Source organism: Flavobacterium sp. Sr18 (assembly GCF_011064265.1).
Taxonomy (GTDB): Bacteria; Bacteroidota; Bacteroidia; order Flavobacteriales; family Flavobacteriaceae; genus Flavobacterium; species Flavobacterium petrolei.
Window position 1 is genome coordinate 914,497 of the sequence record NZ_CP049329.1, and the last position, 20,127, is coordinate 934,623.

Annotated in this window: 20 protein-coding genes; 14 read left to right on the plus strand and 6 right to left on the minus strand. The window is 33.3% G+C overall.

The window, feature by feature from the left end; translation table 11 throughout:
* Window positions 1–119: 119 nt before the first annotated feature.
* From pncB to ychF, 3 genes are all read right to left on the minus strand, one after another.
* A complete protein-coding gene (pncB, locus tag G7A72_RS04135) occupies window positions 120–1,298 on the minus strand; it encodes a nicotinate phosphoribosyltransferase (protein WP_165151537.1) in 1,179 nt (392 codons plus the stop codon).
* A gap of 6 nt (window positions 1,299–1,304) precedes the next feature.
* Window positions 1,305–1,829, minus strand: a complete 525-nt coding sequence (locus G7A72_RS04140) for an NADPH-dependent FMN reductase (protein WP_165151538.1) — start codon at window positions 1,827–1,829, stop codon at window positions 1,305–1,307.
* A 326-nt stretch (window positions 1,830–2,155) separates the two neighbouring features.
* Window positions 2,156–3,250, minus strand: a complete 1,095-nt coding sequence (gene ychF, locus G7A72_RS04145) for a redox-regulated ATPase YchF (RefSeq protein WP_113666810.1) — start codon at window positions 3,248–3,250, stop codon at window positions 2,156–2,158.
* Between the two features lie 392 nt (window positions 3,251–3,642).
* On the opposite strand from ychF, the gene G7A72_RS04150 reads away from it, so the two are divergent.
* The 3 genes from G7A72_RS04150 to G7A72_RS04160 all read left to right on the plus strand — a co-directional run bounded on the left by G7A72_RS04150 (window position 3,643) and on the right by G7A72_RS04160 (window position 7,784).
* Complete coding sequence (locus G7A72_RS04150) at window positions 3,643–6,294, plus strand: TonB-dependent receptor (protein WP_165151539.1); 2,652 nt, start codon at window positions 3,643–3,645, stop codon at window positions 6,292–6,294.
* 95 nt (window positions 6,295–6,389) lie between these two features.
* Window positions 6,390–7,130, plus strand: a complete 741-nt coding sequence (locus G7A72_RS04155) for a class I SAM-dependent methyltransferase (RefSeq protein ID WP_165151540.1) — start codon at window positions 6,390–6,392, stop codon at window positions 7,128–7,130.
* A gap of 117 nt (window positions 7,131–7,247) precedes the next feature.
* On the plus strand, window positions 7,248–7,784 hold the full coding sequence (locus G7A72_RS04160; RefSeq protein ID WP_165151541.1) for a hypothetical protein: 537 nt from the start codon (window positions 7,248–7,250) through the stop codon (window positions 7,782–7,784).
* 71 nt (window positions 7,785–7,855) lie between these two features.
* Here G7A72_RS04160 and G7A72_RS04165 read toward each other — a convergent pair whose 3' ends face one another.
* Window positions 7,856–8,206, minus strand: coding sequence for a 4Fe-4S dicluster domain-containing protein (locus G7A72_RS04165; protein ID WP_091171992.1), 351 nt, complete (start codon window positions 8,204–8,206; stop codon window positions 7,856–7,858).
* A gap of 138 nt (window positions 8,207–8,344) precedes the next feature.
* Here G7A72_RS04165 and G7A72_RS04170 point away from each other — a divergent pair, with 138 nt between their 5' ends.
* The 6 genes from G7A72_RS04170 (at window position 8,345) to G7A72_RS04195 (ending at window position 13,167) form a co-directional block, all read left to right on the plus strand.
* Complete coding sequence (locus tag G7A72_RS04170; RefSeq protein WP_165151542.1) at window positions 8,345–9,403, plus strand: acyl-CoA reductase; 1,059 nt, start codon at window positions 8,345–8,347, stop codon at window positions 9,401–9,403.
* Between the two features lie 93 nt (window positions 9,404–9,496).
* Entirely contained in the window at window positions 9,497–10,567 is a 1,071-nt protein-coding gene (gene serC, locus G7A72_RS04175; RefSeq protein ID WP_113666806.1) for a 3-phosphoserine/phosphohydroxythreonine transaminase, read from the plus strand.
* Window positions 10,568–10,681: 114 nt separating this feature from the next.
* Entirely contained in the window at window positions 10,682–11,632 is a 951-nt protein-coding gene (locus G7A72_RS04180; protein ID WP_165151543.1) for a D-2-hydroxyacid dehydrogenase, read from the plus strand.
* Between the two features lie 94 nt (window positions 11,633–11,726).
* Window positions 11,727–12,290 (plus strand): hypothetical protein, encoded by a 564-nt coding sequence (locus G7A72_RS04185; protein ID WP_165151544.1) that lies wholly within the window; start codon window positions 11,727–11,729, stop codon window positions 12,288–12,290.
* 107 nt (window positions 12,291–12,397) lie between these two features.
* Window positions 12,398–12,832: a DUF6146 family protein gene (locus G7A72_RS04190; protein WP_165151545.1), complete on the plus strand. Its 435-nt coding sequence runs from the start codon at window positions 12,398–12,400 to the stop codon at window positions 12,830–12,832.
* 32 nt (window positions 12,833–12,864) lie between these two features.
* Complete coding sequence (locus tag G7A72_RS04195; protein ID WP_165151546.1) at window positions 12,865–13,167, plus strand: DUF6787 family protein; 303 nt, start codon at window positions 12,865–12,867, stop codon at window positions 13,165–13,167.
* Between the two features lie 16 nt (window positions 13,168–13,183).
* Here the strand turns inward: G7A72_RS04195 and G7A72_RS04200 are convergent, their stop codons facing one another.
* The gene (locus tag G7A72_RS04200) at window positions 13,184–13,483 is read right to left on the minus strand and encodes a hypothetical protein (protein WP_165151547.1); all 300 of its coding nucleotides are present in this window, start codon (window positions 13,481–13,483) and stop codon (window positions 13,184–13,186) included.
* Between the two features lie 47 nt (window positions 13,484–13,530).
* Window positions 13,531–14,079 (minus strand): peptide-methionine (S)-S-oxide reductase MsrA, encoded by a 549-nt coding sequence (msrA, locus tag G7A72_RS04205; RefSeq protein WP_206531546.1) that lies wholly within the window; start codon window positions 14,077–14,079, stop codon window positions 13,531–13,533.
* Window positions 14,080–14,326: 247 nt separating this feature from the next.
* On the opposite strand from msrA, the gene G7A72_RS04210 reads away from it, so the two are divergent.
* From G7A72_RS04210 to G7A72_RS04230, 5 genes are all read left to right on the plus strand, one after another.
* On the plus strand, window positions 14,327–14,989 hold the full coding sequence (locus tag G7A72_RS04210; protein ID WP_165151549.1) for an ABC transporter ATP-binding protein: 663 nt from the start codon (window positions 14,327–14,329) through the stop codon (window positions 14,987–14,989).
* A gap of 139 nt (window positions 14,990–15,128) precedes the next feature.
* Window positions 15,129–15,893 carry a TIGR02757 family protein gene (locus G7A72_RS04215; RefSeq protein WP_165151550.1) on the plus strand — a complete coding sequence of 255 codons (765 nt, stop codon included), beginning with the start codon at window positions 15,129–15,131 and terminating at the stop codon, window positions 15,891–15,893.
* A gap of 433 nt (window positions 15,894–16,326) precedes the next feature.
* Entirely contained in the window at window positions 16,327–17,388 is a 1,062-nt protein-coding gene (locus G7A72_RS04220; protein WP_165151551.1) for a HEAT repeat domain-containing protein, read from the plus strand.
* A complete protein-coding gene (locus tag G7A72_RS04225; RefSeq protein WP_165151552.1) occupies window positions 17,388–18,830 on the plus strand; it encodes a glycosyltransferase in 1,443 nt (480 codons plus the stop codon). Before G7A72_RS04220 ends, G7A72_RS04225 begins: the two co-directional genes overlap by 1 nt.
* On the plus strand, window positions 18,827–20,098 hold the full coding sequence (locus tag G7A72_RS04230) for a YaiO family outer membrane beta-barrel protein (RefSeq protein WP_165151553.1): 1,272 nt from the start codon (window positions 18,827–18,829) through the stop codon (window positions 20,096–20,098). The genes G7A72_RS04225 and G7A72_RS04230 overlap by 4 nt, the downstream gene beginning before the upstream one ends.
* Window positions 20,099–20,127 lie beyond the last annotated feature (29 nt).

Below are 20,127 nucleotides of genomic sequence, written 5' to 3' on the forward strand. Positions count from 1 at the left end.
TCGGTCTTAGCTTTAGCTTAGACCTTGAGTTTGCTAATATAGCATATCTCAATATATTTTAAAAGAGCTATGCTTCAAAATTACAAAAAATGATTTTGTCTTTATAGAATCAACTGCTTTTAGGATTCAATTCCTAAAACTTGCTGTGCTAAGGCAATCATTTTTGGGGTTCCTGTGTGTTTATTTTTTTCATCCGATAATTTCACAACAGCTTCCCAATGACTATTTTCGGGTTTGGCATCAGTGAGTTTAATTACCATATTCATTGCAGGCAAACCAACGTCATTACTGAAGTTTGTTCCAATGCCAAATGACATTTTAATTTTTCCTCGACAATAATCAGCAATGACTTTTACTTTTTCATAATTTAACGAATCAGAGAAAACTATAATTTTGGATTTTGGATCTATTCCCATTTTTTCGTAATGTGCGATCGTTTTTTTTGCAAACTCAATTGGATCGCCACTATCGTGTCGAACGCCATCAAAAAGTTTAGAATATTTTTTATTGAATTGTTCAAAAAAGACTTCGGTTGTGTACGTATCCGTTAATGCAATCCCCAAATCGCCTTGATACACTTTTGTCCAATTCTCGAGACTTATAGCATTGGCTACTTTAAACCCATATGCTGATGCATGAAACATAAACCATTCATGGGCATGCGTTCCCGATGGTTTTCGGTTTTGCAACATTGCCAAATGCACGTTACTTGTTCCTAAAAAACTATTTGCACCAAAAACATTTAATGTTTCATTAACCAAACTTTGGACTTTATAGGAATGTCGGCGACGTGTTCCAAATTCTAAAATCACAACACCCAAACTATTGTAATTCTCTATTTTTATTTTAGTGATTCTTTTAACATCTTCATCACTAACACGAATTAAATTTTGAGACTTATAGAAAAGTTCTGATATCAAAGCCATCAAGGGAACTTCCCAAAGGATTGTACGGTACCAATACCCTTTAATGATCACTTTCAAGTCACTTCCCTCCTGCTTAATTAACACTTCGGAAGGATCATATTGATAACCTTGCAAAAAATCCAAATAGGTAGGATCTAAATAGGGACAATTATCGGCAAGAAATCTCTTTTCGGCTACTGTCAATTTTAGATGAATCATTGCATCAACTGCTTTACGGAGTAATTCAGCAAAATGAGACGGAAATTGATGTTTACCACGATTAATGAATGCGTACTGAACTTTAGCCTTTGGAAAAAGTTTGATTACAGCATGCTGCATCGTAAATTTGTAAAAATCATTATCTAAAATCGAATGCAATTGAACTGAAATCATATCGTGTTAAAAATTATCTGTGATTAATTTCTGAAGTTCTTTTCGCAATTCTACACTACTAATTTCTCCTTTTTCGATATCAAAATTAGTATCAAAACTAGGAAGTGAAAAAGTAGCCTTTACGTTTCCACCATAAAATGGAAAAGCTTTTTTAGCGATTTCCAAAACACTTGCACCGCCTCTAGCCCCTGGAGAAGTAGCCATTAATAACATAGGTTTTTCCTGAAAAACTTTTCCTGTAATTCTGGAGCACCAATCAAAAATATTTTTGAAAGCTGCTGAATAATTTCCGTTATTTTCAGCCATTGAAACTACCAAAATATCAGCGGTAGCAATTTTAGCCAGAAATGCTTTTGCCAGCTCGTGCTGACCTATTGCTGGCTCGATATCAACAGTAAAAATCGGCATTTGAAAATCATTTAAATCCAGAACCTCCACTTCGGCATTTTCAAAAAGAGTTGCTGCGTAGGTCGCTAATTTTTTATTGATAGAGTTTTTACTGGGGCTTGCGCCAAAAGCGATTATTTTCATGACAATTAGTTTTTATTAAAAGTACTAAAAATAAAATAGCAACAAAATAATTAACTACTGATTCACAGATTTAAAAAACGATAAGAAAACGAAACTTCATTTCTTTCTAAATCGATTTTACCCCAGAGTGAAACGGAAAGCATTTTTCAGATCAATCTCCTTTTTTTCTTGGCATAAAAGAGCGACCAGCGAAAGCTCCTTTTTTGTCTTAGAAAAAAGAGATTGATCTGAAAATCTTGTAGTGGAAAGCTGGAATAGGTCCATAAAAAAGTCGAAAGTTATTGCTAACTTTCGACTTTATAACTTTCAGCTTTATAACTGTTTATTTATACGTTGAATCTAAAATGCATTACATCACCATCTTTTACGATGTATTCTTTTCCTTCTACTTTGAATTTTCCGGCTTCTTTACATTTGGCTTCCGAACCGTAATGAACGAAATCTTCAAACGCAATAACTTCGGCACGGATAAATCCTTTTTCGAAATCAGTATGAATCACTCCCGCAGCTTGTGGCGCGGTTGATCCAACATTGATGGTCCAAGCACGAACTTCTTTGACTCCGGCGGTAAAATAAGTTTGTTGTTTCAATAATTTATAAGCGGCACGAATTAAAACCGAAGCTCCTGGCTCACTTAAACCCATATCTTCAAGGAAAACCTGACGCTCTTCGTAGCTTTCTAATTCGGTAATATCAGCTTCAGCACCTACAGAAAGCACAATAACCTCTGCATCTTCATCTTTTACCAATTCACGAACTTGGTCTACATATTTATTCCCGTTAACTGCAGAATTTTCATCTACATTACAAACATACAAAACTGGTTTTGCAGTAATCAATTGGAAACCTTCCATCAAAACTTCTTCGTCAATGTTTTGCGGGGTTATGGTTCTGGCTGATTTTGCCTGAAGTAACGTTTCTCTAATTCTGTTCAACAACGCTTCCTCAACGATTGCTTCTTTATTTCCTGTTTTAGCGGCACGTTTTACTTTCTCTAATCGTTTTTCAACATTCTCCAAATCTTTCAACTGCAACTCAATATCAATGGTTTCTTTGTCACGAATTGGATTTACATTTCCGTCAACGTGAACAATGTTATCATTGTCAAAACAACGCAATACGTGAATAATGGCATTGCACTCTCTAATATTTCCAAGGAATTGGTTTCCTAAACCTTCGCCTTTACTAGCTCCTTTTACTAATCCTGCAATATCAACAATATCAACAGTAGCCATTTGAACGCGCTCTGGTTTTACTAATTCTTCCAATTTTTCTATTCTGGAATCCGGAACATTTACAACTCCTATATTAGGTTCGATGGTACAAAAAGGAAAGTTGGCACTTTGCGCTTTTGCATTGGATAAACAATTGAATAATGTTGATTTTCCAACATTTGGTAATCCTACAATTCCTGCTTTCATATGTAGATAATATTTGTTTTTTTAATGGAACATAAAGTTGTGTGCCGTACTATTTTATAATCTTGTGGTAAAGGACAATTTGATTGCGTTTTTATTTGCTAACAACGAACTCCACTATTTTTGTAATCTTCACTTTAAAAGTTTGCAAATATAATATTAAAATGAATGTAAGGTGATATAAACAGAGCATTTATTGTTATACCTAATTAATTAAAGCAATAAGAATTTCGTATTTTAAGGTGATTTAATTAATAGATAATTAATTTTATCGACAGATTTAAAATAATTACTAATATTTTTATAAAAAATCAAAATATCTATTAATGTTTTGTTAAAAAAAAATTATATTGCGACCGATTTAAAACCAAACCAAAAATTAAACACAACTTATTATGAAAAAATTCGCATTATTATTAATCCTCTTAAACGTCTCGTTTATTTTTGCTCAAAAGCAAGTCTCGGGCGTGGTAAAAGACAACACTGGTAATGTTTTACCAGGTGTAAACATTATTGAAAAAGGAACTCAAAACGGAGTTTCCACTGACGTGGACGGAATGTATAAAATTAAAGTAAAAGAAGGAGCAACTTTAGTTTTTAGCTATGTAGGGTTTTCTAAATTAGAAAAAGCAGCTACTGACGCGGTTGTAAATGTAGTTCTATCAGAAGAAGGCGGGCAAAATCTTAACGAAGTAGTTGTAACAGGGTCAAGAACGGCTCCAAGAAGTAACACTACCACTCCACTTCCTATTGATGTAATATCATCAAAAGATTTGGCTTCAACTGGTCAAGCATCATTTGACAAAGCATTACAGTACAAAATCCCATCTTTCAACACGGTTCAAACTCCTGTGAATGATGCAACTTCATTGCTAGATCCATATGAAATAAGAAACATGGGACCTAGTAGAACGTTAATCTTAATCAACGGAAAGCGCAAAAACTTAAGTTCATTGTTATATGTGCAAACATCTCCAGGACGTGGAGAAACTGGTGCTGATATCTCTGCAATACCTACAGATGCTATCGAAAGAGTAGAAATACTTCGTGATGGTGCATCTGCTCAATACGGTTCTGATGCGATTGCTGGAGTTATGAATATCATTTTAAAGAAAAGTACAAACGGTGGATCTGTAACTGCTAGAAGTGGTGTAACTTCTGAAGGTGACGGAGAAATGATTGGAGTAAGTTTAAATAATGGATCTACAGTAGGTGATAAAGGATATATCAACTATACTGTTGATTTTTCAAAAGTTAATCTTGCAAACAGACCTGGAACTGTAGATGCTGCTGGTGAAGCTAAAGATTTTGAAGCTTCACTTTCTGATGTTCAAGCTTTCCTTGCAAAAAAACCAGATGCTGGAAATATCAATGGATCTCCAGAAACTGCAGCTGCTAAATTTTTAGTTAATGGTGGATTTGAATTATCAGATGAAACATCATTGTATTATAACGCGGCATATGTTTACAAAAAAGTAAACTCATTTGCTAATTACAGAACCCCATATTGGAGAACATTAAATCCTGCCAACCCATACCTTGCTGATTTCTTTGGAGATGGTACAGCAGCGTCTTACGTAGGTTATGTTCCTACTTTTGTTGGAGATTTAAATGATTACAATGCTACTTTAGGATATAAAGCAGTTAAAAACGGTTGGAATACTGACGCTAGTGTAACAGTTGGTGGTAACTCCCAAACGTATTCAGTAACAAACTCTCAAAACAGATCAGACATTCAAGATGCAAATGGTAATAACGTTTATCAAGAAAACAGCCCTATTACTTTTCAACCTGGAGGAACTTCTTTTAATCACATTGTAGGAAATTTAGATATCTCTAAAATAGTATCAGACAAAGTAAGTATTGGTTTTGGTACTGAGTTCAGAACAGAAAATTTTGAAGTAATTGAAGGAGACAAAGCTTCTTGGGATGGAATTGGTGCAGACTCGTTTGCAGGAAATAGACCTGAAAACTCAGGAAAATGGAATCGTTATAATTTAGGAGCTTATTTTGATGTTGCTTACGATGTAACTGAAGATTTCTTAATCAACGGAACACTTCGTCATGAACAATATAGTGATTTTGGTGGAGCTACCGTTTGGAAATTAAGCTCAAGATATAAATTTGCAGATGATAAAATTACACTACGAGGATCTGTATCTACTGGATTCAGAGCACCTACACTACATCAAATTTACACACAAAAAGCACAATACTCTTTTGTAGCTGGTCAAGGAATTCAAGTAAGTGGAATTATCAATAACGTATCTCCACAAGCTCGTATCTTAGGTGTTCCACAACTAGATGCTGAAAAATCAACTAACGTAACTGTTGGTATTGGAGCTAAACCTTCTAAAAACTTCAACTTTACTGTAGATTACTACAATATCAAGGTAGAAGACAGAATTGTATTAGGAGACAGACAAGATACTCAATTTGGTAATGTAGCTTTCTTTTCAAACTCATTTGATTCTCGTACATCAGGTTTAGATGTAGTAGCTAATTACAACAACATCTTATTAGGAGAAGGAAAATTAGGATTCAATTTATCTGGTAATGTTACCTTACAAAATGAAAGAATCTCTGATGTAACAAACAATTCATTCGGAGGAACATTAGACGCATTAATGTTTTCATCAAGACCTGATACCAAATGGATTTTAGGAGCTAATTATGAAATTGGTAAATTTGGTTTCTCTTTGAACAATACTTATTTCGGAAAAACAACTTTCAAACAAGATGGTTTGAATGCTAACTTAAGAACTGAGTTTACTCCAAAAGTTGTTACTGACTTAGGAATTACTTTCTCTGCAACTGAAAAATTAACTTTGGCATTGAATGTAAACAACTTATTGAATGTACTTCCTGAATGGAATTTCAAAGCAGAAAATGCAGCTGGAACAGCTATTTTAAATGACCCTGCTCAAGTAAAAAATCAATCTAACTTGATCACTTTCAACCAACGTTATTCTCAAATGACATATGATGGATATCACTTCAGCCAATTAGGAACTATGTTTAATTTATCATTGAACTATAAATTCTAATTCAGTTATAGAATAATTTTAAAAGGGCTGTCATTGACAGCCCTTTTTTTATTTCGTTTATTATCACTAAATTTAATACTTAATATACGAATATCATGGCAAATCTTTACAACGGAAAGATGGCGACAATTTTTGATGCTATGTACCAAACCTTTATTGATTATGATGAAGAGTATTATTTTTATAATAGTTTAATCCAAGAAAAAAATTGTAAAACTATACTTGAAATTGGTAGTGGTACAGGAAATCTTGCCAAACGATTTCTGGAAAACAATCAAAATTACACTGGTCTGGATTATAGTCAAAGTATGATTGCAATCGCCAAAGAGAGAAATAAAGACTGCACTTTCATACATGGCGACATGCGAGATTTTCAACTTGAAAACTCCGTAGATTCCATACTAATTACTGGTCGTTCTACTAGTTATATGATTACAAATGATGACATCAACAATACTTTTAAATCCATTTATAAAAATTTAACAAGCAATGGAATTCTTATTTTTGATTTTATAGATGCCAATCGGTACATTCCATATACAAAAGAGAATCCCATTATTATTCATGAGGCAAATCATGAAGGAATCACTTATTATAGAGGCAGCAGCTGGAAAACAACTTCAGCGGAAAATTTCATGTTGGAATGGACTGCTCAATATTATACCCTCAAAGAAAGCGTAAAAGAAATAATAGCAGATGATTTTTCGACAGTTCGCGTATTTACTTTAAATGAAATACAATTATTTCTATATCTAAATGGTTTTGAAATAATCAACACTATTGATCGAAAAACATATGCGTATGACACTTTTGTAATTGTTGCCAGACAAAAGTAAAAACATAGATTTTATCTGCCTTTATGTAAATTATATAATCTTTTATCATAATTACATAACATGTACTTAGCCAGATGATTGTAAATTTGTTTCATATTAATCACAAAATTAAATATTATGAAAACTATAATTCTTGGAATGATTGCTTTTTTATTTACATTAACTATTCAAGCGCAAAATAAAAATGTTAAATCAGAAGTAAAAACGACTGTAACAACGATTAAAGATTCAAAAGGCGAAAAAAAATTAATCAAAACGCAGGAAGTAAAAGAAATCCAAAATATTGAACTAAAAGATGCTGAATCTAATGTATTGAATAAAGAAATGAAAGATACGCCTGTTCAAGTAACGGCAATTACTGCAGTGACGGCAAACGGAGTTACAAATGTTGTGGATATCGACAGATCTGCTTATTATAATTTAAATGGACAGAAATATCAAGTTTCACTGGCTGAGACCGGATATAATATGTATTTACCAAACAAAGAAAAAGCTGCAGTTTTGAGAAAAACATCAAACAACAACTACATTTACAAAGCAAAAAATAAAACTTCTTTTGGTTACTTTGATGCTAACGGAAATCTAGTTTTAGAATCTTATGATGATAAAACTGATAAAGTAATAATAGAGACTTTCATTATGGTTAAAGAATAAGAAAGTTGTAAAACAAAAAAAATCCTGAATTAGTTCAGGATTTTTTTTTGCATAAAATTAAGATTTTCTGCCTATTCGTTGTGTAAAAAAGCTTGTCTGTTTAACAATGTTTCTTCGCTTTCGACGTGATTGTCATCCGGAATACAACAGTCTACAGGACATACAGCCGCACATTGTGGCTCATCATGAAAACCTTTACACTCAGTACATTTTCCTGGTACAATGTAATACACTTCGTCAGAAATTGGAGTTTGAGCTTCATCAGAATCAATTTCGGTACCATCAGGCAAAATCACTTTTCCTTTCAGTTTTGTTCCGTCTTTGTATCTCCAATCGTCTGCTCCTTCATATATTGCTGTATTTGGGCACTCGGGTTCACAAGCGCCACAATTGATACATTCGTCTGTTATAATAATTGCCATGTTTTTAATTTAGGATATTAAGGAAATAAGATTTTGGATTTAAGATTCTCATATCTTTCCTCTTTAATCTTTTAACTATACGTTTTATAGCTTATTTTTGTGCAAAATTACAATCAAAACTATTCATAAGCAAACATTATGACATTAGAAACAAAAAAAAGTGTTTTTGTTGAATTAGGAAAATTTTTAAGTCAGTTTTCCGAAAATAACACTTTAAAAAATTTGGCTGTTTTGCACAACGAAACGTTTTTTGATGCTTTTGTTGACTTGATACAATTATCACAATCGCACAATGGCTGGTATACTCCTGAAAACGTCTACTTCTCCATACAATCTTGGGCAGAAGCATTAACAGAAGAAAACCTGAATCAATGGCTTTCAAACTATACAATTCCAATTCAAGAGCCTAAAAAAGTCGCTTTAATACTTGCCGGTAATATTCCGTTGGTGGGTTTTCACGATTTCCTTTCGGTTTTGATTACCGGAAATACTGTTTTAGTAAAAACATCCTCAAACGATCAGCATTTGTTACCTTTTTTAGCGAAATACATCATTGCTGTTCAACCAGAACTAGCTCAGAATATTGCTTTTGTAGATGGAAAATTAGAAAATTTTGATGCTGTTATCGCAACAGGAAGCAACAACACTGCCCGATATTTTGAATATTATTTTAAAGACAAACCTTCTATAATTCGAAAAAGCAGAAATTCAGTAGCGGTTTTAACCGGAAATGAAACCAAAGAACAACTTACCGCTTTAGGAGAAGATATTTTTCGCTATTTTGGATTGGGTTGCCGCAACGTTTCTAAACTTTTTGTTCCAAAAGGATATTCGTTTGTTCCGTTTTTTGAAGCGATCTTTGCATACCAAGACGTCATTCATTACGAAAAATACGCCAACAATTACGATTACAACAAAGCCGTTTTCCTGATGAGTAATTTTAAATTATTAGACAATGGATTTTTGACTTTAAAAGAAGATCAAAGTCATGCCTCTCCTATTTCGAGTGTTTTTTATGAGTTTTACGATGATATAAAGGAATTAAAAACAAGATTAGAGTCGGAAAGCGAGCTATTACAATGTATCGTTGCTGCTGAGACTATAGAAAACAGCGTGGACTTTGGAGAAACTCAAAATCCCCGATTATGGAATTACGCAGATAACATCGATACTATTTCGTTTTTGTTAACAATATAGTATAAAAAAGTGCAATTATTTCGAATAAATTAACGCTTTTTAAACTCCTATTGTCGAAATTTGCACTTTAATTTTTTGGACATAAACTACACCATGAAAAAACACAACTACAGCGCAGGACCTTGTATTTTACCGCAAGAAGTTTTTGAAAAATCAGCACAAGCAATTTTAAATTTTAACGATTCCGGATTATCACTTTTAGAAATTTCGCACAGAAGCAAAGATTTTGTTGCCGTTATGGAAGAAGCAAGAGCCATCGTTCTTGAACTTTTAGGACTTGAAGGCAAAGGCTACAGCGCCTTATTTCTTGCTGGAGGAGCTAGTTTAGAATTTATCATGGCTCCTTATAACTTGATGAAAGAAGGCGGAAAAGCGGCTTATCTAGATTCAGGAACTTGGGCAGCAGCAGCTATCAAAGAAGCCAAACTTTTTGGAGATACTGTCGTTGTCGCTTCCTCAAAAGAAGAAAATTACAATCACATTCCAAAAGGATATACAATACCTGCAGATGCTGATTATTTCCATTGCACAAGTAACAACACTATTTTTGGTACGCAAATGAAGGAATTTCCATCAGTGGATATGCCAGTTGTATGCGACATGAGTTCTGATATATTTTCAAGAGAATTGGATTTTTCTAAATTTGATTTGATTTATGCAGGAGCACAAAAAAACATGGGCCCAGCAGGAACTACGCTGATTGTTGTAAAAGAAGAAATTTTAGGTAAAAATGGTAGAATAATCCCAAGCATGTTGGATTATGCCAAACATATCAAAGCAGAAAGTATGTACAATACACCACCTGTTTTCCCTGTTTACGCCTCATTATTGACCTTACAGTGGTTGAAAAACCTTGGTGGAATCGCTGCTATTGAAAAAATAAACAATGCCAAAGCGGCTTTGCTTTATGGAGAGATCGACAGAAATCCGCTATTCAAAGGAGCTGCAGCTGTTGAAGACCGTTCAAACATGAATGCTACTTTCTTATTAAATGATGAAGCACATGCTGCAACATTTGATGCAATGTGGAAAGCAGCGGGAATTTCAGGTTTGCCTGGACACCGTTCAGTAGGTGGTTACAGAGCTTCTATGTACAATGCGCTTCCGTTAGAAAGTGTTCAGGTATTAGTAGATGTTATGCAGGCTTTGGAAAAAGCAATTTAAAAATTAAAATATTGAATGATTTAAAGATTTGAAAAATCAATTTTTAATCAATAACTACATTAAACAACACAGATTGAATCTTTAAATTTTTCAATCTTTAAATATAAAATACAAATGAAAGTATTAGCCAATGACGGAATTTCTAAAAGTGGAATTCTAGCCTTAGAAAAAGGTGGATTTGAAGTGATAACGACAAAAGTAGCACAAGAACAAGTGGCTAACTTTGTAAATGAAAATAATATAAGCGTAGTTTTGGTACGTAGTGCGACTAAAGTTCGTAAAGATATCATTGACGCTTGTCCAGGATTGAAAATCATAGGCCGAGGTGGTGTAGGAATGGACAATATTGATGTGGATTATGCTAAAAGCAAAGGAATTCACGTAATCAATACTCCGGCTTCATCATCAGAATCAGTAGCAGAATTAGTTTTTGCTCACTTATTTTCTGGTGTTCGTTTCTTGCATGATTCGAACAGAAATATGCCGCTTGAAGGCGATACCAACTTTGATGGTTTGAAAAAAGCCTACGCAAATGGAATCGAATTAAGAGGAAAAACACTTGGAATAGTTGGAATTGGCCGTATTGGTCAGGCTACTGCTAAAATGGCGTTAGGACTAGGAATGAAAGTTATCGCTGCCGATAGTTTTATTCCGCAAGTGGATGTTAAAGTAGAATTTTTTGACGGACAATCTATTACGACGACTATTGTTTCACAATCATTAGAATCTTTATTCAAAGAAGCTGATTTCATTACATTACACGTTCCTGCTCAAGATGGTTACATCATCAGCGAAAAAGAACTTGCCATTATGAAAGATGGTGTAGGAATTGTAAACTGTGCCCGTGGCGGTGTTATTGACGAAGTCGCATTAGTAAAAGCATTAGATAGCGGAAAAGTTTTATTTGCAGGATTAGACGTTTTTGAAAACGAACCAACTCCTGAAATGGCTATTTTGATGAATCATAAAATCTCGTTGACTCCACATATTGGAGCGGCAACAGGAGAAGCACAGGACAGAATTGGTACTGAATTAGCTTCCCAAATTATTAGTATATTAGGGTAATATCTGTAAAATAAAGCAAGAAGAAAAGGATTCACTAAAAATATAGTGAATCCTTTTTTTTATTATATTTGGATTTAAATCTAAACGAAATCTTATGTTTGAACAATTAATACAATTAGCACAGCAACATGGAAATGAATCAGTTGTAAAAAATAACGCTATTCCAAATGAACAAAACGAAGCGGTAATCAGTGAGGCTAGCAGCTCTATATTTATAGGTCTACAGAAAATAATTTCAGAAGGCGGAGTTGATCAACTTACAGGATTATTCCAAGGAAATAATGCTCAAAATAATTCGAATCCAATAGTTCAAAAACTAACCGAGCAATTCAAGGGAAGCCTTGGAGAAAAATTTGGTTTAAGTGAAGGCGCTGCATCTGGTGTTGCTGGAAATTTAATTCCACAAATCATAAGTTCGTTAATCAATAAAGCAAAAGATCCTAATGACTCTAGTTTTCAAATTTCTGACATTATTACGGCAATTTCTGGGAATAGCGGACAAAATTCAGTAATTATGGATGCTATTTCTAAATATGGTGGTCAATTTGGCCTAGACCAAAATACTGATGGAAAAGTTGATATAAATGATGCCATGGCTGCAGTGACGCAAAAAGGTGGAGGACTTGGCAGTATATTTGGTAAACTCTTCGGAAAATAAAATATAAATTATAATAAATCATCTGCTAATAACAGATGATTTATTTTTTTTAAAACACTATTAGACAGCGTTTTATTTTTGTAACTTTATGGTTCAATTTTTCCGTCATGAAAAACAGTTACTACATTATAATCGTCCTTTTTTGTGTGTTTTTAAGTTGTACAACTTCAAAAACTTCATTTCCAAGTACTGAAAAATCTGTTGCCGCTCAAGGCGATACCGTCCGAATTGCCAATGATGAACTGGAATATGAGGTAATAATTATTGACCCAGGTTTTAGTTTATGGTTAAATTCAAGAGCTTTGCCCCGCAATTATCATTCTCAATCTTTTTTGGAAATGAAAAACCAACTATATGTGACGGAATGGAACAATAGAGTATTGCAACCGCAACGATATGATCCTAATTTATATGAAATGACAATCAATTATGACCCTAATATTGATTATGGATATGAGGTAAATTATTTGATATACAATTACATGATTTATTTTCAAAACACCTACAAACAAAAACTTTTTGGTTTTGTCCCCATCAGATAATGTCACTATATTTGTATTCATTATAAATAAAAATGAACAAACTTAAACAACGTTGGGGAATTGACAGCAATTTTCAACTTACCATCATATTTATTGTTTTTGCGATAACCGGATCTGCATCGGCGTGGCTTTCTAAACCTTTTTGTTTTTGGCTTGGAATTACAAGAGAAGATTTAGGCTTTTGGTTTACTCCAATTCGGTTAATTCTAATTTTTCCAATTTATCAAGTGCTTTTAGTCCTTATTGGCTTTTTGTTTGGACAGTTTAAATTCTTTTGGGCTTTCGAAAAAAAGATGCTGAAACGATTGGGATTAGGATTTCTTTTTAACGACTAACAAAAAATGCCTCGAATTACGAGGCATTTTTGTTTTTAATTACATAATTATAAATCCAGGTTAAGGTAAACGTTGGAATAAAATCCGAAAAAGGTAAAATTTCTTCCAGAAATGTAACTACTCCTCCTACTCTTCCTATTGTTCCTTTATACATCCAAGTCATTAAAAAACCGGCTAAAGGAGCCCAGATTACATCTGAAAATTCACCGATGAAAGGAACGCTAAATGAAAGCATTCCAATGGCATCAAACAGAATTCCTAACACCAGATTTCTAGTTTTGTTATTTACTGCACTAACGGACACTTGTTCTGCCATAGTATTTAGATTATTATTTTCCAGAATACTTACAAATCTAATGCCAATTATTTTTTGAGCTTATCCTGATATAATTTTTTCAATTTATCAATTTTAGGAGTAATCACATAACTGCAATAGCCCTGAGTTTTGTTCTGATTGTAGTAGTTTTGATGATAATCTTCGGCTACATAGAACTTTGTTGCTGATGAAATTTTAGTGACAATTGGTTTTCCAAATGTATTTTCAGTAGTCATCAAACCGATATAATCTTCGGACAATTGTTTTTGAAAAGGATTATGATAAAAAATTTCGCTGCGGTATTGTGTCCCAATATCATTTCCTTGGCGGTTCAATGTCGTAGGGTCGTGCGTAGCAAAGAATATTTCTAATAATTCCCCAAAACTTATTTTATTGGGATCAAACGTAATCTCAATCGCTTCGGCATGACCAGTATCACCAGTACTGATTTCCTGGTATGTAGGATTCACCGTGTTTCCACCTATATATCCTGAAACTACCTTACTTACACCGTCCAGTTCTAAAAAAACTGCTTCAGTACACCAAAAACAACCTCCTGCAAAGGTTGCAACTTCCATTCCGTTTTGTATTTCCATATTTTTTGTTTCTATACTTTTTGGTAAAGTAATATTCTTTTCTTTTGCACAAAATGAAAAAGGCAATAGCGCCAAAAAAACTCCAATTATTTTTTTCATAATTTGTCTGATTTAGAATCAAATTTATTCAATAAATCGTTGTGAATATTCTCTGTTAACTAAAGTTTATAGTTTGTCAAAGGAAAATAATTGGTGTTCCAATTCATAATCATTAAAATCTTTGTTTCTTTGTAAAAACAGTTTCAAAATGATACAAGCCAAAAATCTACATAAATATTACGATCAACTGCATGTGTTGAAAGGAGTTGATTTACATATTAAAAAAGGAGAAATAGTTTCTATAGTAGGTGCTTCCGGTGCAGGAAAAACAACACTTTTACAAATTCTTGGAACTTTAGACAAGCCAACCGTTGAAAACGGAATTGAGTTGCGCATCAACAATGAAGACATTCTTACGATGAATGACAAAACCTTATCGAAGTTCAGAAACTTAAATTTAGGATTTATATTCCAATTTCACCAATTATTACCAGAATTTACCGCACTGGAAAATGTGTGTATTCCCGCTTTCATTGCTAATAAACCCAAAGAGGAGACGGAAATTGAAGCGAAAAAATTGTTAACCTACCTTGGTCTTTCGCACCGAATGAATCACAAACCCAACGAACTTTCGGGTGGAGAACAGCAACGTGTGGCAGTGGCTAGAGCGCTGATTAATAAACCAGCCATCATTTTTGCTGATGAGCCTTCGGGAAATCTCGACACAGCTTCTGCTGAAAACCTGCATCAATTATTTTTCAAACTACGCGATGAGTTAGGACAAACCTTTGTCATTGTAACACACAACGAGGATTTAGCCAATATGGCCGACAGAAAACTAATAATGGTGGACGGTTTAATTAGTAATTAGGAGCTATTTCCAGCTATACACTGTATCTTTTTTTTTTTAAAGGAAAAATAAAAAGGATGCCGTTTCTATCTGGGCTATACCACGCAACAACAAGCCGTACTTACTAAAAAAATTAAGTATCCAAAGTCATAAATCGATAATGAATCCATCAGAACTTAAAGATTTCCTCGACGAAAAAGTCTTGCAATACAATACACTCGATTTCATAGAAAGCGATCCGGTACAAATTCCGCATTTATTTTCACAAAAAGAAGATATTGAAATTGCCGGTTTTTTAAGCGCTACCATTGCTTGGGGAAATCGCACGATGATTATCAAAAATTCTCATCGAATGATGGATTTAATGGGAAATGCGCCCTATGATTTTGTGATGTCGCACACCGAAAATGATTTAGAACGATTGGAAACTTTTGTACACCGCACGTTCAACGGAATAGATTTTACCAGTTTCATCAAAAGTTTACAACATATTTACACCAATCATGGGGGTTTAGAATCGGTTTTCAATAAACATCAGGAAACCCATTCAATGCAAAAAAGCATCCATGAATTCAAGAAAATATTCTTCGAAATTCCACACCAGTACAGAACCCAAAAACATGTATCAGATCCGCTGAATAATTCGGCTGCAAAAAGGATCAACATGTATCTGAGATGGATGATTCGTCAAGACAATAAAGGAGTCGATTTAGGAATTTGGAAAAGCATTTCACCAGCTTCATTATCCTGCCCTTTGGACGTACATTCCGGAAATGTAGCCAGAAAATTAGGAATATTAACCAGAAAACAGAACGATGGTAAAGCCTTGTCTGAATTGGATTTGAAACTTCGTGAATTTGACAATGCTGATCCTGTTAAATATGATTTTGCTTTATTTGGATTAGGTGTTTTCGAGGGATTTTAAGCGTTTTTACACCAAGAAACAATATTTCAACAAGGAAATTCCTTTTGGGCATTCTCTGTTGATTCATCTTATTAATTAAACTTCAAATAAAGGCAACCTATTTACTTTGTAAATCCTTCTTTAGCTTCCAAAAAAAGAGTTTACCATTAATACAATTTAGACTTATGAATTGTTTCGGTGTATAATGTTCGAATAATACACGGTAAAAAAATGAAATCCCTACTCTACTCGTAGCTTTGATAAAAAATCCTTAATTAAATTCAAAGACTCTAATAAAACTGCGAAAAATAAATTTCTAAAAATAGAAATTCTGCAAAAAATAACATTGCTTTTTTTGTATTATGTGTTTTAAAGGATTTAAATGTTATACGTCGAAAATATTTCTTTAAGCTTTATTTTATTTGTAATATTATATTATAAAATACTGCTAATCATGGATTTAATCACTAACTACCTGCAATATTACATTATTCCATTCCTATTGTTTTCAACCTTATTATTGACAATTTTTTTATTGTTAAAAAGAATACGCTACGAACACAACAAACCCCGCAGAGAAGCAATAAGCAATAAAGCTGAAACTTTTTTGACTGAAATTATTCTGTCAGATCGAAAGGACAAAAAATTAAGTACTAAATTATCCCTCTTTAAAAAAGAAATACCGCTTCATAAGACTTGGTGCAAGGAAATGATCATCAATGATATGATTCGTTTTAAGCACAGTTTAAAAGGAAAAGCATCGGAACAAATCAATGTTTTTTACCAAGCTTTTAATCTTGATAAATACTCCGCACGATTAATCCGTGATTTTAGAAGTTTTTATAAATGCGAGGGCTTTTATCATTTTCAGGCTTTAGATTATAAAAAAGGAAGTGCTTTAATAAAACCCTATCTGAAACACCCGAATATTGTGATTCGGTCAAATGCTAACATGGCTTACATTTCCTTATCCGAAAATCACATGGAAAGTTTGAAACAACAATCGTCCGCTATATCGCATCTGAATATGATAAAAATAATGGATATTTTACATGAAAAAAAAATCGCTATTCCTAAAAATATTGATGAATGGATTGAAACAGAAAATAATTCGGTCACGAAATTAGGGCTGAAGATAATGGTGTACTACAATTATAGAAAACAAGCTAAAGGAATTATTTCATTAATTTATAATGATGATGATACTTTAAAAAAAGAGGCTATTATCGCGATCCGAGAACTGTTTCTGACAGAAGCTAAAACGGATTTGATACAACTTTTCAATAAAGTATCTCCTGATATTCAATTAGAAATTCTAGAAACATTAATGGTTATAGGTGATGAAAGTATAGTTCCTTTTTTAGAAAATATAATTCCGAAAGCGACTAATAAAGACATAAAACTCAAAGCAGTTGCATGCCTAAACGAATTAGACAAAATAGAACTGAATTTAGTAGCAATCAATGATTTTGATATTACAAAAATGACAAAACATGTCAGAGAAATATATTTATAATGATAAACAGTCTCACATATCACCTTATTCACTTTTATGAAATATTCGTTTCACTTTTCTCGCTTACCTACATTTTATTCTACGTTTTACTGTCCATTCTTTCCTATTTTGCTATACTAAAACATCTTAGATACCAAAAATATATTTCGGAAGATATTCTTATTAGATCGAATCATTTGTTAGGCGTATCCATTGTTGCACCAGCTTTTAATGAGGGCGTTAGCATCGTTTATAATGTAAAATCATTATTGTCACTGACGTATCCAAAATACGAAATCATTATTGTCAATGATGGAAGCACAGATGACACGTTAACCAAGTTGATCACGGAATTTGAATTAGTAAAAATTGATTTCTATTATCAGGAAAAAATTGTGACCAGACCCGTTCGGGGTCATTATAAATCCACTAATCCTATATATTCCAAACTTATGGTCGTGGATAAAGAAAACGGAAAAAGTAAAGCGGATGGATCCAATGCAGGAATAAATTCGTCACAATATCCTTTGTTTCTCTGTACTGATGTCGATTGTATTCTCAAAAGAGATACAATTCTTAAATTAGCAAAGCCATTTATGGAAAATGAAACCCGCGTAATCGCAACGGGTGCCGGAATCAGAATATCGAATTCCTGTGAGGTAAAAGATGGCTTTTTGCATAAAGTGCATTTCCCTAAAGACTGGTATCCTAGATTTCAGGAATTAGAATATGTTCGCTCGTTTCTTTTTGGCAGAATGGCTTGGAGCCAAATCAATGGTTTGCTTTTAGTTTCTGGCGGATTAGGAATGTTTGACAAAGAAATAGCTATTAAAGTAGGTGGTTATTGGCATAAATCGTTAGGCGAAGATATGGAACTAATCACCCGAATGCGAAAACACATGCATGAAAATAAGCAAAAATTCTTAATTAAATACATTCCGGAATCGTTGTGCTGGACTGAAGTTCCAGATACAAGGGAAGTGTTGCTGAGACAACGTACCAGGTGGGCCAGAGGACTTGTTCAGACGCTTTTTCTGCACCGAAAAATGTTTTTAAACCCAAAATATGGTAAAACAGCATTCTTGATTTTACCCTTTTTCTTTGTATTCGAATTCTTAGTACCAATTGTTGAATTACTTGGAATTATCGCACTGATTATAGGATTTTTCAACCACTCCATAAATATTGAATATCTCGTCACTATGGGATTGTTTGTCTATATATTTTATTTATTAATTACACTAATATCCATCCTAATTGACGATTTATTGTACAAAAGCTATGCTAATTACAAAGAATTAATGGTCTTGATTTTAATGGCCATCATAGAACCATTCGTATATCATCCTTTGAATGTATACGCATCGTTAAAGGGTTATTGGTTCTTTTTTAGACAAACAGAACAAAAATGGGGCGTTATGATTCGAAAAGGATTTGCAACAACTGAAAAAGTAACATTATGATTCTAAACAAAATTTTAAACACTGCCAGTTTTTTAATTTTTTTATTATTACTGTCTAACCCAAATTTATCAGCTCAAAAAATTGATTCTGATAGTCTACTCACGGTCATTATAAAAGACATGCAAACCAATAAAAACTATGAAAAAAATATTGAAAGAGCTTTATTAGGGAAAAAAATTGCTCCTGCGTATTTAGATTACTATTTGCTTTTGGGTAGAAACTATGATTTACTGCAAAAGAAGGATAGCGCTAGATATTATTACAACTATTATATAGAAAAAAATCCCGACAATGAAGACACTTTTAACTATTTAATCAATCTTGAATTAGAGGATGAAAATTACAATAATGCTATAGTTACAATAGACCAAGCCCTTACGAAACATCCTGGAAATAAAAACTTTGAACAAAAAAAACTTACTGTTTTCCAGTTGCAAAAGGATAGAAAAAAAGAATATGAATATTTAAAAACGTTACAAGCAAAAAATCCAAATGATGATGCCATTACACAACTGATTTTTCAACTGGAATCAAAGATGAAATCGGATCGAGCAGGTATCAATTACAGTTATACCACTTTTGACAGAAAAGGATACGGACCATGGCATTTACTGGGTTTTCAATACATAAGAGAACGCCAATGGGGATCCTTGATTGGGAGAATCAATTATGCTGATCGGTTATCCTCAGGTCAGAGTATAGCTGACGGAATTCAATATGAAGCCGAATCGTATTTTTTTACGGGCAAAAACAATTATTCCTATGTGAGCGCGGCATACAGTAATGATCTTGTTTTTCCAAAAATAAGACTGGGATATTCTTTTTATCAAAATTTTAAAAAAGGCTGGGAAGGCGATTTAGGTCTCCGCTATTTAAAAACCCAAGATGGTACTGAATTTAATACCGTAGTTATTGGTCTCGGGAAATATATTGCGTCCTATTGGATTAATCTGAGAACTTTTATTCAAAAAGACAAACAAGATTATTATCCCGCTGTTACCTTGACTATGCGATATTATTTTGATACACGATTTGATTACGTAACTTTTACCTCTGGCTACGGTTCTTCCCCGGAAGAGCGGACTACTTTAGGACAATTTAAAGAGCGAATTTCACTGGATTCGTATCGGTTGGGTGCCGGTTATTACCGAATATTCAACAATCATTATATTATAGGAATTCAACTTACCTATAATCAACAAGAATACGTTCGAAACTTAACACAAAATGAATTGGAACTCTCATTAATGTTCCAATATAAATTCTAAAATATGTTAAATAAAAGGCTGAACTTGAT

What these genes read in the sequence shown, in the direction of transcription:
- G7A72_RS04190 (WP_165151545.1), top strand. Translation starts at nt 12,398, where the DNA reads ATGAAAAACAGTTACTACATTATAATCGTCCTTTTTTGTGTGTTTTTA.
- msrA (WP_206531546.1), bottom strand. Translation starts at nt 14,079, where the DNA reads ATGGAAATACAAAACGGAATGGAAGTTGCAACCTTTGCAGGAGGTTGT.
- G7A72_RS04210 (WP_165151549.1), top strand. Translation starts at nt 14,327, where the DNA reads ATGATACAAGCCAAAAATCTACATAAATATTACGATCAACTGCATGTG.
- G7A72_RS04150 (WP_165151539.1), top strand. Translation starts at nt 3,643, where the DNA reads ATGAAAAAATTCGCATTATTATTAATCCTCTTAAACGTCTCGTTTATT.
- G7A72_RS04220 (WP_165151551.1), top strand. Translation starts at nt 16,327, where the DNA reads ATGGATTTAATCACTAACTACCTGCAATATTACATTATTCCATTCCTA.
- G7A72_RS04215 (WP_165151550.1), top strand. Translation starts at nt 15,129, where the DNA reads ATGAATCCATCAGAACTTAAAGATTTCCTCGACGAAAAAGTCTTGCAA.
- G7A72_RS04170 (WP_165151542.1), top strand. Translation starts at nt 8,345, where the DNA reads ATGACATTAGAAACAAAAAAAAGTGTTTTTGTTGAATTAGGAAAATTT.
- G7A72_RS04140 (WP_165151538.1), bottom strand. Translation starts at nt 1,829, where the DNA reads ATGAAAATAATCGCTTTTGGCGCAAGCCCCAGTAAAAACTCTATCAAT.
- G7A72_RS04225 (WP_165151552.1), top strand. Translation starts at nt 17,388, where the DNA reads ATGATAAACAGTCTCACATATCACCTTATTCACTTTTATGAAATATTC.
- G7A72_RS04185 (WP_165151544.1), top strand. Translation starts at nt 11,727, where the DNA reads ATGTTTGAACAATTAATACAATTAGCACAGCAACATGGAAATGAATCA.
- G7A72_RS04200 (WP_165151547.1), bottom strand. Translation starts at nt 13,483, where the DNA reads ATGGCAGAACAAGTGTCCGTTAGTGCAGTAAATAACAAAACTAGAAAT.
- ychF (WP_113666810.1), bottom strand. Translation starts at nt 3,250, where the DNA reads ATGAAAGCAGGAATTGTAGGATTACCAAATGTTGGAAAATCAACATTA.
- G7A72_RS04165 (WP_091171992.1), bottom strand. Translation starts at nt 8,206, where the DNA reads ATGGCAATTATTATAACAGACGAATGTATCAATTGTGGCGCTTGTGAA.
- G7A72_RS04155 (WP_165151540.1), top strand. Translation starts at nt 6,390, where the DNA reads ATGGCAAATCTTTACAACGGAAAGATGGCGACAATTTTTGATGCTATG.
- G7A72_RS04230 (WP_165151553.1), top strand. Translation starts at nt 18,827, where the DNA reads ATGATTCTAAACAAAATTTTAAACACTGCCAGTTTTTTAATTTTTTTA.
- serC (WP_113666806.1), top strand. Translation starts at nt 9,497, where the DNA reads ATGAAAAAACACAACTACAGCGCAGGACCTTGTATTTTACCGCAAGAA.
- G7A72_RS04195 (WP_165151546.1), top strand. Translation starts at nt 12,865, where the DNA reads ATGAACAAACTTAAACAACGTTGGGGAATTGACAGCAATTTTCAACTT.
- pncB (WP_165151537.1), bottom strand. Translation starts at nt 1,298, where the DNA reads ATGATTTCAGTTCAATTGCATTCGATTTTAGATAATGATTTTTACAAA.
- G7A72_RS04160 (WP_165151541.1), top strand. Translation starts at nt 7,248, where the DNA reads ATGAAAACTATAATTCTTGGAATGATTGCTTTTTTATTTACATTAACT.
- G7A72_RS04180 (WP_165151543.1), top strand. Translation starts at nt 10,682, where the DNA reads ATGAAAGTATTAGCCAATGACGGAATTTCTAAAAGTGGAATTCTAGCC.